Below are 14,157 nucleotides of genomic sequence, written 5' to 3'. Positions count from 1 at the left end.
GGGGCTTCCTGCCCCCACGTCTGCGACTCCCAGTCAAGCCTTCTGCGCCTGTCAGTCAATTCAGCACTGTCCTCCCCTCCTAAACTGACACAAAACAGGATGGCCGGGCTCTGTAAGCAGCACGGCCTGGCGATCAAGATCGCGGATACCGCGACAAGGAGGATGTATGCAGACAAGGAAAATCGTCCGGGCAGCCGCCGTACAGGCCGCCTCTCCCAACTACGACCTGGCAGCAGGTGTTGATAAAACCATTGAACTGGCTCGACAAGCGCGTGATGAAGGCTGCGACCTGATCGTATTTGGTGAAACCTGGTTGCCAGGCTATCCCTTCCACGTCTGGCTAGGTGCGCCGGCCTGGTCACTGAAATACAGTGCTCGTTACTATGCCAACTCACTCTCGCTAGACAGTGCAGAGTTTCAGCGCATTGCCCAGGCTGCGCGAACCTTGGGCATTTTCATCGCATTGGGCTATAGCGAACGCAGCGGTGGCAGCCTGTATCTGGGCCAATGCCTGATCAATGACAAAGGCGAGATGCTATGGTCACGTCGCAAACTCAAACCCACGCATGTAGAGCGCACCGTATTTGGTGAGGGTTATGCCCGTGATCTGATTGTGTCCGACACAGAACTGGGACGCGTCGGCGCTCTATGCTGCTGGGAGCATTTGTCGCCCTTGAGCAAGTACGCGCTGTACTCCCAGCATGAAGCCATTCACATTGCTGCCTGGCCGTCGTTTTCGCTATACAGCGAACAGGCCCACGCCCTCAGTGCCAAGGTGAACATGGCCGCCTCGCAAATCTATTCGGTGGAAGGCCAGTGCTTTACCATCGCCGCCAGCAGTGTGGTCACCCAAGAGACGCTAGACATGCTGGAAGTGGGTGAGCACAACGCCTCTTTGCTGAAAGTGGGCGGTGGCAGCTCCATGATTTTTGCACCGGACGGACGTACACTGGCTCCCTACCTGCCTCACGATGCCGAGGGCTTGATCATTGCCGATCTGGATATGGAGGAGATTGCCTTCGCCAAGGCGATCAATGACCCCGTGGGCCACTATTCCAAACCTGAAGCCACCCGTCTGGTGCTGGACTTGGGGCACCGAGAACCCATGACTCGGGTGCACTCCAAAAGCGTGACCAAGGCAGAGGCTCCCGAGCCAGGTGTGCAAAGTACGGCTACCTCAGTCGCTATCAGCCATCCACAGGACTCGGACACACTGCTCGTGCAAGAGCCGTCCTGATCCCAAGAGATGACAAGGCCCGGACAGCTTGCCCGGGCCGTGATTCCTTCTGCCCCCCGGTCCTGCATCCGCGTCGTCCTGGTCGGAAATTATCGTCCCCCGCCACTCTTTCTGGTCTGGCTCAAACCAAAGATCTTGCCTGATACTTAGTCAGTCCAGTTGATCGCAGTCCCTGCCGTCAGCCTTTGGACCCACGACGGAGAGATCATCAATGGAGCAATGGTCCACCACGGCAGTTCCCGCTACCCGGCGCGCCCCCTATTGGATGGAGGCCGTCAACAAAGCTTATGTGCAGCTGGAATGCGCCGTCCCCTCCCGTTCCGCTACCCCTTTCTTCGGGGCCATTACGCGACGTGAACTGGCAGAGGTCAGCCTATCTCGTATCTCCTCGACCACCCAGACCGTACTGCGCACGCCACTGCAAATTTCCAGGGCATCCGAGGATATTTTTCTGCTCAGTATTCAAGTGGCAGGAGCAGGACAACTAGTTCAGGATGAAAAGATCGCCAAGCTGAAACCCGGCGATCTGGCCCTGTACGACTCCACCCGCCCCTATCAACTCCTGTTTGACCAGGACTTTGAGCAGTATGTCCTGTCTTTGCCCGGCTCCATCCTGCGCAAGCGTTTGCGCAATGCCGAAGATATGACAGCCTGCAAAATAACCAGCGCCCAATCCGGCACGGCACGCCTGCTCGCCTATATGGTGAGCGAACTGATGGCCTGCCCGCCAACCGGCGGACCTATTGTGGATCTATCACTTGCCGACAGCCTGGTCGGTATTCTGGTGGCAGCGCTGGCCGAGAATCTGGGCAGCCCGTCCTTAAAGGACGATACGGGAACCGTACGGCGCGACCGGATCAAAGCCTATGTATTGGAGAATCTGCGCGACCCCGAGCTGAATATAGGCAAGATTGCCAATCGCCTGGGCCTGACAGCCAGCACTGTGCATCGCGCCTGGGAAGGCGAGGCCGATTCACTGACAAACTGGATTTGGTTCATGCGCCTGCAAGGCGCTGAACAGGATTTGCGCCGTCTAGCCCATCACCACAAGACCATCACTGAAATTGCGTATCACTGGGGCTTCAGCAGCTCTGCCCATTTCAGCCGGGCATTTCGGCAGCGCTTTGGTGTGCCGCCTAAAGAGGCCCGCGAAAGTATGCGGGCCCAGGTCCAAACAAACACGATGCCTATCTGATCCGGCGGTCCGGCGATCCGGCGGTCCGGCGGTCCGGCGATCAGGCAATCGCCTTGCCGTCATTCAGAGCCAGCAGACCCTTGATCAGACGGTACAGAATCCACACGCTGACAATCACGATGGTCACGAAACCGACCAGAATCGCCATCAACAAGAAAGACAGCGCCACACCAAGCAATCCCCACCAGAACGTACGGATTTGCCAATCAAAGTGCGACTCCAGATAGGTGCCGCGCACTTCATCGCGCTTGATGTAGTTGATGATGATGGCGACCAGGGCGGTGATGCCGCCAAACATGGACAAGATGTACAGCGCGTAATTGATCAGAGTCAGATTACGCAGACTGACCAACTGGTTTGTACCGTCGCCTTGTGGGACCGGGTTCCTTTCCTCATTCATCCGTAACTCCTTGGAAAAATAAACGGTAGCGTTACCTATCCCGTAACGCTACCGAAGAAAACCTGTTCAGGTCAGTGACTGCCTGGAGATCAACGCAGTCCAATAAATGGCATGGCGGAACCGGGAACCAGACTTTCTGGCAACTTACCGTCCCATTTTTCCACCGCATTCAAATTGACCAGATTGGTATTCTGGGCCAATGCCTGGGCCCTGGCAGAAATGGCCTTGGCTTCGGCGTCACCACGCAGGCGAATACCGTCAGCTTCGGCCATGTAGCGTTCGCGCTGAGCGCGGGCTTCTGCTTCAGCCTGAACCACTTTGATTTCAGCCTGAATGGAAGCAGTTTCTTTTTGCTGGCGGGTGGTTTCAATTTGAACCTGAGCCAACATGCGGTTTTCAATCGATTGCTCGTAGGCTTTGGAGAACGACACTTCCTCAACCTGCACACCCATCATTTGCAATGGAGCGGACTCCAGGGTCACGCGCATGGCTTCGTTGATGTCAGCACCCAGCTTCTCGCGATTCTGAATCGACTGAGCAGCAGTGTACTTACCAAACACGTTCTTGATCACGTCCAGAGCCTTCCGTTCCAGCAAGCGGGCTTCCAGGGCATCGAGTGAACCGTACTCGGAATACAGCTGAGCCACATCAGTTTCAGGCACGCGGTACGTTACCGAAGCCACCATGGAGGCGGACTGCTGGTCAAAACTGTACGCCTCAAGCTGCATGCGAACCGTGTGATCACGTACCGAAATGGTACGTACCGTGTCAAAGAACGGAACCTTGAAGTCCAGGCCAGGTTCGGCCACGCGAACCAGCTTACCGTTACGCAGCACCACGCCACGTTCACCCTGGTCTACCTGCAAGAACGAGCCCATGGAGGCCACGATCAGGATCAGGAAAATAACAACCGCCGCTCCCAGGAAACCCAGTCCCTTGGAGTAGTTGGCAGTGCCACCTTCTGGCTTTGTTTTAGCAGCCAATTTAGTAAATGGATTTTTATCAGTGCTCATCACGGCTTCCTTTATGTGGCTGACGCGTCTGGTCTTTTAATTGACGACGTTCCACCATCAGTTGCCGTATGCCTTTGGCAATCAGGTAGGCCAGCACAGCGGCCCCCAACAAAATCAAGATGATACGCATGACGCTTCAGTCTTCCCACTAGATTTCAGTCAGAGCGCAATTATCCCCGATTCCTTCTGTCACGCTCAGAAAAGAAGCGTCAAAATATGACAAATGGACAGTATTGCTAGTAACAAATCTTGAACAGGCGCCATTGCGACGCCCGAGAAAATGGAAAAAGCGGATTAGTTGCTTATTCGAGGGAAGCCAGGGCAGCGTCCAGTTCAGCCAGATGAGCCTGTACCGGCGGTACATCGCTACGGGTTGCAACCAGGCGCAGAATATGGTTTTTACTGATCTGGAAGGTACGCATCAACTGCTCCAGTTCAGCCGTGGAGTATTGGCGTGCGTTATCGCGCAAGGCCGCTTCCAGCGCATCCAGCTGCTCGTAAACCGAGTCCAGATCTTCGCGCTCCTGGATATAGAGACGGGTCAGCCAGATATGGCGTCCCACGCTATCCCATTGCTCCAGTCCGGCAAAGCCATACTTTTGCGTCAGGCTGTTCAATTGACGGTAAATGTCCGAACCGCGCTCGACCTGATCCACCTCCAGCATGGGTGGGAAACCGTCTGGCAGCCCGCCATCCCAAACCGGCTCGCTACGCTCCACGGTTTGCAGCACCGGCAAGATTTCACCCAGGCTTTGCACATAACGAGTCACGACCTGGTCATCCAATGCCAGCTCAGTTGACGATGCCAAAAAAGGCAGGCCCATCAAGGCCATGCTACAGATACAGAGGACTCGTTTAATCATCGCTCGCCCTAAAAAACAAGACCACCCGTCTTGAACGACGTAAAACACATTGGTCGATTGTAAGCACGGGAATGACTGCTTTTCTTTGCCTGTGCCAAAAACGACACAGCCTTTTCAATCCTCAACAGTCTTGGACTGAAAAGCCTTGCGCTTTAACAATCCATGCTGTTTGAAACGCTGCTGCCCAAGGACGCTCTACCGTTTCACTTCGCCTGAGTGGGCAAAATAAAAAAGTAACAATTATTTTTTGTTCTTGTGTTTGGAAAAGCGTGATGCCCGTCTTGTTGTCGCCATTGCTGCCTGAACCAGGACCGGGTTTGCACAAAGCCAAGCTTGAGCGTGGGTCCGAACATTGGCGACACTATGCGTCAGACAATAAAAAAAGCCCTTGAAAACAAGGGCTTAATTTAATTCCAGCTGGCGGAGACGGAGGGATTCGAACCCTCGATACGGGTATAAGCCGTATGCTCCCTTAGCAGGGGAGTACCTTCAACCTCTCGGCCACGTCTCCAGCTCTAGGAAAGAAGTAACTATAGCATTTTTAAAAAACCAATGCAAATAGCTAAAGGGATTATTTTTCCTGATCCAGCTCGAACGTCTTGTGCAGAGCACGCACCGCCAATTCCATGTACTTGTCGGCAATAATCACCGAGGTCTTGATCTCGCTGGTGCTGATCATCTGGATGTTGATGCCCTCTTCGGACAAGGCGCGGAACATGGAGCTGGCAATACCAGCGTGGTTACGCATGCCGATACCAACGATAGACACTTTGCACACGGCTTCATCAAACACGATTTCGCCAGCGCCCACAGCCGGGCCGACCTGGTTCATCAGCAGTTCCTTGGTACGCAGCGCGTCGTTGCGGCTGACGGTAAAGGAAAAGTCTGTGGTGCCCTGAACCGACAGGTTCTGCAAAATCATGTCGACTTCGATGTTGGCCGCTGCGATGGGGCCCAGAATGGAATAGGCCACGCCGGGGGTGTCGGGAACGGCACGCAGGGTGAACTTGGCTTCATCACGGCTGAAGGCGATGCCAGAGACAACGGCAGCTTCCATTTTTTGGTCTTCCTCGAAAGTAATCAGCGTACCCGAAGACATTTCTTCTTCGAGCGAAATCATGGGGTCGGTCATGGAGGACAAGACGCGCACAGGCACCTTGTACTTGCCAGCAAATTCCACAGACCGGATTTGAAGAACTTTGGAGCCCAAAGAGGCCATTTCCAACATTTCTTCAAAGGACAGCACTTTCATGCGACGTGCTTCGGGCACGACGCGCGGGTCGGTGGTGTAGACACCATCCACATCGGTAAAGATCAGGCATTCGCTGGCCTTCATGGCAGCGGCAACAGCCACCGCGGAAGTATCCGAGCCACCACGACCCAGGGTCGTGATATTGCCTTCATCATCCACCCCCTGGAAGCCGGTCACAACGACCACACGGCCTGCGTCCAGATCCTGGCGAATGCGGGTGTCATCAATAGAACTAATGCGGGCACGAGTGTAGGCATTGTCGGTCTTGACGGGAACTTGCCAACCGGCGTAGCTGCGGGCGGGAACGCCCTGGGCAGCCAAGGCCATGGCCAACAAAGCGCTACTGGCTTGTTCGCCCGTAGCGGCCAGCATATCCAGCTCGCGCGGATCAGGCTGAATACTCAGTTCTTTGGCCAGGCCTAGCAAACGGTTGGTTTCACCGGACATGGCCGAAGGAACCACCACAACTTGGTGCCCGGCGGCATGCCATTTGGCAACCCGACGCGCCACATTCTGGATGCGCTCGATCGAGCCCATCGACGTGCCGCCATATTTATGTACGATCAGGGACATCTTTTACTCTGCATCAAAGGGCTAAGGTCTGGGATAGACACAAAACCCAACTATTCTAACGACTTTCTGTGCCCCAAGCGCAGGCTCTACCACATACACACGCAAAAAAACACATACTTTGTCGACTCAACACCATAGCCCACGCTCCTGCCACAGGCCACCCCAAACTACTTACTTGCTTGATCGGCCACCCGGCCTGCTTGCTGGTCGCCTGGACCGGCAGATTCGATCTGCACCCGGCCTCGCACACAGCGCACCAGGTTCTGTCCATGCTTCCACATCAAATTTCTGTCGTGCCCCCGGGCATGCAGCCCGCGCAGTTGCTTGAGCAGTTCTGCCAGACGCGCTTGCGTAGGCAAGCCAGCGCCCTGCTCCTGCAACCAATAACGGAGCACCAGGCTTTGCCGCGCTGGCTCCAGACTACGCCAGGCCACCAAACTGAAACTGCGTCCTGTTTCATCAGGTTCCAGTGTCAGCCAATCCTGGCTGGCCACACTATCCAATACTTCCTGTGTTTCGCGGCTTAGCTGGGCTTGACGCTGCAAACGGCTTTGCCAGCCCGGCCAGCGCGCGTCGAGTACAGGCGTGAGCAAATCGCGTACTGCACCACGGGTGTAATCAGGATTGATATTGGTGGGATCTTGTACCGCATACCAGCCTGTGGCTGCGGCAAACGCATCACTGGCTTGAAGAATAAGTGCCCTGGGCTGCTCCAGCCAGGGTCGCCAGTACTGCAATTGATCGCGCTGCATACGGGGTGCCATCGCCCCCAGACCGGTTGTACCCGTGCCTCGCAGCAAACGCATCAGAACCGTTTCGGCCTGATCGTCTTGATGATGAGCCAGCAGTACATGCTGCAAGCCAACAAAATGCGCCAGTTCAGCCAGGCCCTGATAACGGGCATCACGCGCGGCAGATTCCATACCATCAGCGCTTAGACGGTGAGACTGCACCTGGACCCGCAAGCTGTGACAGGGTCGCTGCAAACGCGCAGCCAAGTCATGCACATGCGCTTGCCACTGATCGGCAATGGCTTGCAGGCCGTGATGAATATGGAAAAAATGAAGTGTGACTTTGCGGCGGCTGGCCCAAAGATGGGCATGTACCGCCAGCATTGCCGAGTCCGCACCACCACTCAAGGCTACCGCGACTGTGTCGCCGCTTTTAAAACTTAGGTGATGGTTAAGCGCCTCCAGCAGCGGGGGTGAGGGGCTAAAGCCCCCCAGCTGACTGGAAGGCAATGGATCAGGCACGAACTTCCTGATAACGGCCGTAGGCCAGGAGACGTTCCATACGCTGCGCCAGCAGTTGTTCGGTGCTCAGGCCCGAGACCTGACGCAAGGCATCAGCCAGGGCACGGCCCAATTGGCGCGCCATCATGGTGGGATCGCGATGTGCGCCACCAATGGGCTCGTTGATCACGCGATCGACCAGGCCCAGTTCTTTCAGACGGGGAGCGGTAATGGCCAGGGCCTCAGCCGCCACGGGCGCCTTGTCCGCACTACGCCACAGAATCGAGGCACAACCTTCGGGCGAGATCACGGCGTAGGTGGAGTATTGCAGCATGGAGACCACGTCACCCACGGCAATCGCCAACGCACCACCCGAACCGCCTTCACCAATAATGGTGGAGATGATAGGTACACGCAGTTTGGCCATGGCAAACAGGTTATGACCGATTGCCTCGGACTGGCCACGCTCTTCAGCGCCAATACCAGGGTAGGCGCCGGGAGTATCAATGAAGGTAAAGACAGGGATACCAAATTTTTCCGCCAACCTCATCAAGCGCAGGGCTTTACGGTAGCCTTCGGGGCGCGGCATGCCAAAGTTGCGACGGGCGCGCTCTTTGGTATCACGACCTTTCTGGTGACCAATCACCATGCAAGGCGTACCGTTGAAACGGGCCAGACCACCCACAATTGCCAGGTCGTCCGCATACATGCGATCGCCATGCAGTTCGTGAAAGTCCGAGAAGATCTGGTTTACATAGTCCAGGGTGTATGGACGTTGTGGATGGCGAGCAACCAGGGCCGTTTGCCAAGGCGTGAGCTTGGCGTAAATGTTCTTGGCCAGCGTCTGGCTTTTTTGCTGCAGACGGCTGAGTTCCTCTGAAATATCCACAGCGGAATCAGATTGCACATAGCGGAGCTCTTCGATTTTGCCTTCGAGCTCGGCCAAAGGCTGCTCAAATTCCAGGAATGTATTTCGCATGTCGGTTCTTAAGGTTTAGGCCTAATTTAATATCGTACCGCAACTGTGTTCAGACTGCGCCACAGATGCCAGGTAGCCACCGTGCACCACGGTGCCCACGCTTGAGCAACTTCACGCGCCTCGAACCGGGATACCGGCTCGCCGCTGAAATAGTGCTGAGAGATTGCCTTGAGCAGGCCCGCATCATCCAAAGGGAGAACATCGGGTCTGTGCAAGTTGAAAATCAGAAACATATCAGCCGTCCAGCGGCCTACACCACGAATGGCGCACAGGTCCGCAATAACGGCTTCGTCAGACAGGGACTGCCATGCCTGGGGGTCGATTTTACGAGCATCAAAGTGAGTCGCCAAATCAACAATATATTCGGCCTTGCGTTTGGGCAAACCCAAACCATGCAGGGCCTCGTAACCCAGTTCCAAAATAAGTTCAGGCGAGAGCGCCTGGCCGCAGCCGTCCAGCAGTTTGCGCCACAGCTGGTCCGCCGTACGCGAGGCCAGTTGCTGGCCCACGATGGAACGCACCAAAGTGGTGAAAGCCGGTGCCTGATGTTGCAGCCAGTAGTCGCCATGCTGGGGGATGAGCTTGCGCAAGATACGATCGCGCTTCATCAGCTGGGCGCAGGCGTCGTCCCAGTAATCAGGTTTGCCCACCAAACGAACTTGAGGGCCGGATTGAACGCCGCTTAGGCCCTGCGCCATTGTGTTGCTCCACCTGGCCGATCTTCCAGCTCTACGCCCTGCTCTTTAAGCTGCTCACGGATGGCGTCGGCGCGCGCAAAGTCGCGATTCTGTTTAGCCTGGCCGCGTTCCGCCAGAAGCTCGTCAATCTGGGCGTCGCTCAAGGAATCGGCACCGGCCACGCTGGCTGCCTGACCAAAGCGTGTGCTGGCGCGCCAGTAGACGGCCGGGTCCACTTGCAACAGACCAATCACGCCACCCAGAGCGCGCATCAAACCGGCGGCCTGCGCATCCTTGTCGCGGTTGGCCTGGCCAGCCAGCTCAAACAGAACGGCAATAGCACCGGCCGTATTGAAATCGTCATTCATGGCTTCGGCAAAAGCCAAAGCGGGGCCTTGAGTCCAGTCAATTTGGACGTCGGCGGCAGGAACATGTTGAAGGGTCTGGTACAGACGGTCCAAAGCCTGCTGAGCATCGCGCAGATTATCTGGTGCGTAGTTTTGCAGGCTGCGGTAATGGTTGCGCACAATAAAGAAGCGCAACATTTCAGCTTCACGCGGATTGGCGATGTAGCTGCTTTCTTCGTCGGCCAGACCTTCGGGCGCCACGGTATCGCGGATGCGACGGAAGTTGCCCAGGGACTTGGACATTTTCTCCGAGTCCACCATCAGGGGGCCGCAGTGCATCCAGACATTGGCCAACTGACCGCCAAAAGCGCCTTCCGTTTGGGCAATTTCGTTTTCGTGGTGAGGGAACTTCAAGTCCGGGCCACCGCCGTGAATATCCAGGGGCAGGCCCAGCAGCGCCTTGCTCATGGCCGAACATTCGATGTGCCAGCCCGGACGGCCCAGACCGTAGGAGGACTCCCATTTGGATTCGGCAGGTTCGTCTTCTTTAGCCGACTTCCACAGCACAAAATCCAGAGGGTCACGCTTGGCCGAGTTCAGGGCAACACGCTCACCGGCACGCAGATCATCCAAAGAGCGACCCGACAATTTGCCGTAGCCGGGGAACTGACGCACGGCGTAGTTCACATCACCGTCTTCGGACTGATAGGCCAGGCCGTTTTCTTCCAGCTTGGCAATAATGCCCAGCATATCGGGCACGTGCTGCGTGGCGCGTGGTTCCGAGTCAGGGCTTTGCACACCCAGGGCCTTTTCGTCGGCATGCATGGCGGCAATATAGAAGTCCGTTACCTGAGACATCAGTTGCTTGCGCTCGACGGCACGGCGGATGATCTTGTCATCAATATCGGTAATATTGCGCACATAGGAGACGCGATAGCCGCTTGCTCGCAACCAGCGCTGCACGATGTCAAAGCTGACCAGCATACGAGCGTGTCCCAGGTGACAGAAGTCGTACACCGTCATGCCACAGACGTACATACGCACGTGGCCCGGTTCAACCGGAGAAAACACCTCTTTAGAGCGTGACAACGAGTTATAAATGCGCAACATGGCCTGTAATCGTCATAAAATCGGAACCTTGTGCCAGAACAATTGCCCTTGGATCAGGTTCCGTATTTCCCGCCCGGCAAGAGGCAAGGTTAGAATGATGGTCAATAAGTATAGCAAGCAGACCTCGTTAAAGGCAGCAATCTACCAACCTTCCTGGTCTTCAAGCCAGATTTTATAGGCGCCCCCTCTGTGTTCAGTACACCTAGACGGACTCGGTTTCTCGCTCCTTGCACCCTGGCCCTTTTTCTGGCCCTGGGTCAAAACGTGAGCGCCCAATCCCTGCCCGATTTGCCCCCGCCCAGTGCGCGGGTGAACGATCCCTTGCTGGATATCGCTCCCGAACCTGAACGTGGCTGGAAGGGTCTGGCCCGTGCTCTGGACGTGCTGGCCCCCAGCGTCGATACCTCTTTGCCGCTTAGCGCCGCTGAAGTCAGCCAGCGCATCAGCACCTTGATTGCCCAGGGCCGTCATGCCGACGCCTTGCAGGCGATCGAAAAACAGCTGGAGCAACGCAAGGACCGGGGCGAGCCCGGTGCCAATGTGCAGTTGCTGTTTTTGAAGGCACGCGCCCTGTCGGCCAGTGGTGACCACAATGGCGCCATCAGCCTTTACCAGAACATGACCACCTATTACCCGGAGTTGCCCGAGCCCTGGAATAATCTGGCGGCCGAGTACATTGCGCAGGACAAACTGGATCTGGCCCTGGAAGCCCTGAAAATGGCTTTGACCGCCGATCCCTCCTATGCACTGGCCCGCGCCAATATGGGTGAAGTCCAACTGATGCTGGCCAATGACACCTACCGTCAGGCCGCCGCCAGTGGTGTGCCCAAAGCAGCCCAGCGTGCGCAACAAACTGGCCAAATTCTGCAACAATAAGATTTTTCTTTGACTGGGTTGTCCCTATCTTATGTTTGCAAGCACATTTCAATGGTGTGATCAGGCTCGCAGCTTGCGCACCCTGCTTATTGCTGCCTGTATGGCTATGCCTATGATGAGCAGTCCGGCTATGGCAGCAGATTCTTCCACTTCTTCTGAAGGCACTTCTATGAGCACCTCTCCACGCGTCCAACTGCAGACGAACCAGGGCACCATCCTGATCGAACTGAACGCAGAAAAAGCCCCCAACACCGTAGCCAACTTTGTGGACTACGTGTCCAGCGGTTTTTACGACGGCACCGTGTTTCACCGTGTGATCAACAACTTCATGATCCAGGGCGGCGGCTTTGAGGCCGACATGAAGCAAAAAGCCACCAACGCTCCTGTCAAGAACGAAGCCGACAACGGTTTGAAGAACGACAAGTACACCCTGGCCATGGCTCGCACCTCCGACCCACACTCGGCTACGGCTCAGTTCTTCATCAACGTGGCTGACAACGACTTCCTGAACTTCACCGCTCCTACCGCCAATGGCTGGGGCTACGCCGTATTTGGCCGCGTGATCGAAGGCATGGACGTGGTCGACAAGATCAAGACCGTGCGCACCGGCAACAAGGGCTTCCACCAAGACGTGCCCGTTGAGGACGTCGTTCTGGAAAAAGCCACGCTTGTCGAATAAGCTCACGCTTGCGGGCAACATCTGGATTGCTGCGGACCTGCATCTGGGTCCGGACAATCCAGACACCGTCCAGGATTTCCTGCAGTTTCTGCACTCCGCCCAGCATCAAGCTCATGCCTTGATCCTGGGCGGTGATATTTTCAATGCCTGGATTGGTGACGATCAAATCGCCCACCCTGCTCCCTGGCTTGCTCAAGTCAGTGAGGCGCTGCGCACATTCGCGCAGCAGCATCCGCTGTATCTGATGCGCGGCAATCGCGATTTCCTGCTGGGCCAAACCTACGCCCGCCATGTTCACGCCACGCTATTGCCCGATCAAGTCGTTCTGGACACTTCTGCCGGTTTGATTCTGATGTCGCACGGCGACGAGTACTGCCTGGACGATCTGGCCTATCAACGCTTTCGCCATTGGGTACGCAAACCCTGGCTCCAGAAACTCTATCTGGCCTGCCCTTTAAGCTTGCGTCAGCGTATTGCCGATTCAGCCCGCGCCGGTAGCCAGCGCGGCAAGCAATACAAGTCCAAAGACATCATGGATGTGCAGCCTGCAGCTATTGTGGCAGCCTGCGAGGCGCATCCTGTGCAGGCCATGGTTCATGGCCATACACATCGCCCTGCAGTACATGACATTCCCGGCTTTGAGCCGGTACGCCGCTGGGTACTCCCGGATTGGGAATCTGACTCCTCGGAAGGAGGACGACGGGGCGGCTATATCAGCATTGAAGGTGTACAGCTCTGCCTGCACCAGTGGGGGCAAGAGGATCAGTGTCAGACACTGGGACCTCAGTAAGAGTGACTTCACCTACAGCCAGCTAGGTTTAAGCTCCACGTCTTTTTATACCTTCTTGCGATAAAACCTGTTTTTCTTCACACGGTGCTGGTGGCAGGAATCAAGGTGGCTGCATAAGCATTTTTGAGGGGGCAGTTGGGCTCGACTTGGCGGGTCTCCGGCCCGTGCTGCGCACGGGTTCCCTGGTCTCTTGCAGTATCCAGGCGCCCTGTGAACTAGCGGGGTGGCTCGTCCCCCGGACGAACCACAAGCGCCCCGCTCAAACAGCACAGGGCTTGCAACCTGGATACTGCAAGAGCCTGCGGCCAGAGCCCTGACTCGCCCGTCGAGCCCAACTGCCCCCTCAAAAACGCAAAAAAGACCGTGATTTTTGCCAACAAGATACTTTCGCTCGCGGCAACCAAAGCGGACCACCGAAGGCTGGTCTCGTGCCCGACCACCGACTCTTGGCGCCATGAGCAGCAAGGCTGCTTGTCCCTTCCTCACTGTGAGCCTCTCGGTTCGTCTGCCCCGGTATCCGGGCGGTTCAGACTGCTTGCCGCAGGCGGTGTTTGGATACGGGGTGCAAGCGCCCTTCTGTTTGAGCGGGGCGCTTGTGTCTTGTCCGGTGGACAAGACACCCCGCGAGTTAAGGGCGCGCCCGTATCCGAACATCGACCAGGGTACCGGTGCGCAGCACCGGCAAGTAGTCAGCCCGGATACCGGGGCAGACGAACCGAGAGGCGTCTTGCTGAGACCAAGCTCCTTTCAATAAGCAGCAGCGTATCGAAACCGAACCAGGCCAGACCAAATGACGGGCGACAAACCCGCTATTTGCCAACAAACCCTTGAACACAATAATCACCAAAAAAGTGCCTATCAAATTGGTACATCGCTAGATACGCGGACAGACAGACGGATAGACAGCTAGACAGCTAGACAGCTAGACAGATAA

The 14,157-nt window shown here is 56.3% G+C and carries 14 protein-coding genes and 1 tRNA gene; 5 read left to right on the top strand and 10 right to left on the bottom strand.

What is annotated here, in order from left to right; genetic code table 11:
* Positions 1 to 166: 166 nt before the first annotated feature.
* Together OSH04_RS17230 and OSH04_RS17225 are read left to right on the top strand one after the other, a co-directional pair.
* Positions 167 to 1,237 carry a nitrilase gene (locus tag OSH04_RS17230; RefSeq protein ID WP_226348586.1) on the top strand — a complete coding sequence of 357 codons (1,071 nt, stop codon included), beginning with the start codon at positions 167 to 169 and terminating at the stop codon, positions 1,235 to 1,237.
* 211 nt (positions 1,238 to 1,448) lie between these two features.
* Positions 1,449 to 2,432 (top strand): AraC-like ligand-binding domain-containing protein, encoded by a 984-nt coding sequence (locus tag OSH04_RS17225; RefSeq protein ID WP_266108931.1) that lies wholly within the window; start codon positions 1,449 to 1,451, stop codon positions 2,430 to 2,432.
* 40 nt (positions 2,433 to 2,472) lie between these two features.
* On the opposite strand, the gene OSH04_RS17220 is transcribed toward OSH04_RS17225, so the two are convergent.
* The 10 genes from OSH04_RS17220 to cysS all read right to left on the bottom strand — a co-directional run bounded on the left by OSH04_RS17220 (position 2,473) and on the right by cysS (position 10,878).
* A complete protein-coding gene (locus tag OSH04_RS17220; RefSeq protein WP_009457799.1) occupies positions 2,473 to 2,832 on the bottom strand; it encodes a DUF4870 family protein in 360 nt (119 codons plus the stop codon).
* 89 nt (positions 2,833 to 2,921) lie between these two features.
* Complete coding sequence (locus OSH04_RS17215; RefSeq protein WP_080655542.1) at positions 2,922 to 3,845, bottom strand: prohibitin family protein; 924 nt, start codon at positions 3,843 to 3,845, stop codon at positions 2,922 to 2,924.
* Positions 3,835 to 3,975, bottom strand: a complete 141-nt coding sequence (locus OSH04_RS17210; RefSeq protein WP_022983530.1) for a hypothetical protein — start codon at positions 3,973 to 3,975, stop codon at positions 3,835 to 3,837. The genes OSH04_RS17215 and OSH04_RS17210 overlap by 11 nt, the downstream gene beginning before the upstream one ends.
* Before the next feature lie 172 nt (positions 3,976 to 4,147).
* Positions 4,148 to 4,708, bottom strand: coding sequence for a hypothetical protein (locus OSH04_RS17205; RefSeq protein WP_230940584.1), 561 nt, complete (start codon positions 4,706 to 4,708; stop codon positions 4,148 to 4,150).
* Positions 4,709 to 5,126: 418 nt separating this feature from the next.
* A tRNA-Ser gene (locus tag OSH04_RS17200) sits at positions 5,127 to 5,219 on the bottom strand.
* 60 nt (positions 5,220 to 5,279) lie between these two features.
* Complete coding sequence (locus OSH04_RS17195; RefSeq protein ID WP_022983529.1) at positions 5,280 to 6,533, bottom strand: aspartate kinase; 1,254 nt, start codon at positions 6,531 to 6,533, stop codon at positions 5,280 to 5,282.
* Between the two features lie 167 nt (positions 6,534 to 6,700).
* The gene (gene tilS, locus OSH04_RS17190) at positions 6,701 to 7,648 is read right to left on the bottom strand and encodes a tRNA lysidine(34) synthetase TilS (RefSeq protein WP_277614497.1); all 948 of its coding nucleotides are present in this window, start codon (positions 7,646 to 7,648) and stop codon (positions 6,701 to 6,703) included.
* Positions 7,649 to 7,778: 130 nt separating this feature from the next.
* Positions 7,779 to 8,744 (bottom strand): acetyl-CoA carboxylase carboxyltransferase subunit alpha, encoded by a 966-nt coding sequence (locus OSH04_RS17185; protein WP_022983527.1) that lies wholly within the window; start codon positions 8,742 to 8,744, stop codon positions 7,779 to 7,781.
* A 26-nt stretch (positions 8,745 to 8,770) separates the two neighbouring features.
* Positions 8,771 to 9,442 carry a DNA-3-methyladenine glycosylase family protein gene (locus OSH04_RS17180; protein WP_042483969.1) on the bottom strand — a complete coding sequence of 224 codons (672 nt, stop codon included), beginning with the start codon at positions 9,440 to 9,442 and terminating at the stop codon, positions 8,771 to 8,773.
* A complete protein-coding gene (gene cysS, locus OSH04_RS17175; protein WP_035270889.1) occupies positions 9,427 to 10,878 on the bottom strand; it encodes a cysteine--tRNA ligase in 1,452 nt (483 codons plus the stop codon). The genes OSH04_RS17180 and cysS overlap by 16 nt, the downstream gene beginning before the upstream one ends.
* Positions 10,879 to 11,142: 264 nt before the next feature.
* Here cysS and OSH04_RS17170 point away from each other — a divergent pair, with 264 nt between their 5' ends.
* From OSH04_RS17170 to OSH04_RS17160, 3 genes are all read left to right on the top strand, one after another.
* Complete coding sequence (locus OSH04_RS17170) at positions 11,143 to 11,754, top strand: tetratricopeptide repeat protein (protein ID WP_226348582.1); 612 nt, start codon at positions 11,143 to 11,145, stop codon at positions 11,752 to 11,754.
* A 169-nt stretch (positions 11,755 to 11,923) separates the two neighbouring features.
* Positions 11,924 to 12,433, top strand: a complete 510-nt coding sequence (locus OSH04_RS17165; RefSeq protein ID WP_045931048.1) for a peptidylprolyl isomerase — start codon at positions 11,924 to 11,926, stop codon at positions 12,431 to 12,433.
* Complete coding sequence (locus tag OSH04_RS17160) at positions 12,423 to 13,223, top strand: UDP-2,3-diacylglucosamine diphosphatase (protein WP_009457818.1); 801 nt, start codon at positions 12,423 to 12,425, stop codon at positions 13,221 to 13,223. The genes OSH04_RS17165 and OSH04_RS17160 overlap by 11 nt, the downstream gene beginning before the upstream one ends.
* The last annotated feature ends 934 nt before the right edge of the window (positions 13,224 to 14,157 follow it).

The sequence above is a fragment of the Alcaligenes nematophilus genome (assembly GCF_026344155.1).
Taxonomy (GTDB): domain Bacteria; phylum Pseudomonadota; class Gammaproteobacteria; order Burkholderiales; family Burkholderiaceae_B; genus Alcaligenes; species Alcaligenes phenolicus.
This window is presented reverse-complemented; position numbering and strand designations above follow the sequence as displayed.

Bases quoted from the DNA above. Each gene is read 5' to 3' on its own strand.
- OSH04_RS17165 (WP_045931048.1), top strand. From the start codon at position 11,924: ATGAGCACCTCTCCACGCGTCCAACTGCAGACGAACCAGGGCACCATC.
- OSH04_RS17195 (WP_022983529.1), bottom strand. From the start codon at position 6,533: ATGTCCCTGATCGTACATAAATATGGCGGCACGTCGATGGGCTCGATC.
- tilS (WP_277614497.1), bottom strand. From the start codon at position 7,648: ATGCTGGCGGTACATGCCCATCTTTGGGCCAGCCGCCGCAAAGTCACA.
- OSH04_RS17225 (WP_266108931.1), top strand. From the start codon at position 1,449: ATGGAGCAATGGTCCACCACGGCAGTTCCCGCTACCCGGCGCGCCCCC.
- OSH04_RS17230 (WP_226348586.1), top strand. From the start codon at position 167: ATGCAGACAAGGAAAATCGTCCGGGCAGCCGCCGTACAGGCCGCCTCT.
- OSH04_RS17215 (WP_080655542.1), bottom strand. From the start codon at position 3,845: ATGAGCACTGATAAAAATCCATTTACTAAATTGGCTGCTAAAACAAAG.
- OSH04_RS17180 (WP_042483969.1), bottom strand. From the start codon at position 9,442: ATGGCGCAGGGCCTAAGCGGCGTTCAATCCGGCCCTCAAGTTCGTTTG.
- cysS (WP_035270889.1), bottom strand. From the start codon at position 10,878: ATGTTGCGCATTTATAACTCGTTGTCACGCTCTAAAGAGGTGTTTTCT.
- OSH04_RS17210 (WP_022983530.1), bottom strand. From the start codon at position 3,975: ATGCGTATCATCTTGATTTTGTTGGGGGCCGCTGTGCTGGCCTACCTG.
- OSH04_RS17205 (WP_230940584.1), bottom strand. From the start codon at position 4,708: ATGATTAAACGAGTCCTCTGTATCTGTAGCATGGCCTTGATGGGCCTG.
- OSH04_RS17220 (WP_009457799.1), bottom strand. From the start codon at position 2,832: ATGAATGAGGAAAGGAACCCGGTCCCACAAGGCGACGGTACAAACCAG.
- OSH04_RS17185 (WP_022983527.1), bottom strand. From the start codon at position 8,744: ATGCGAAATACATTCCTGGAATTTGAGCAGCCTTTGGCCGAGCTCGAA.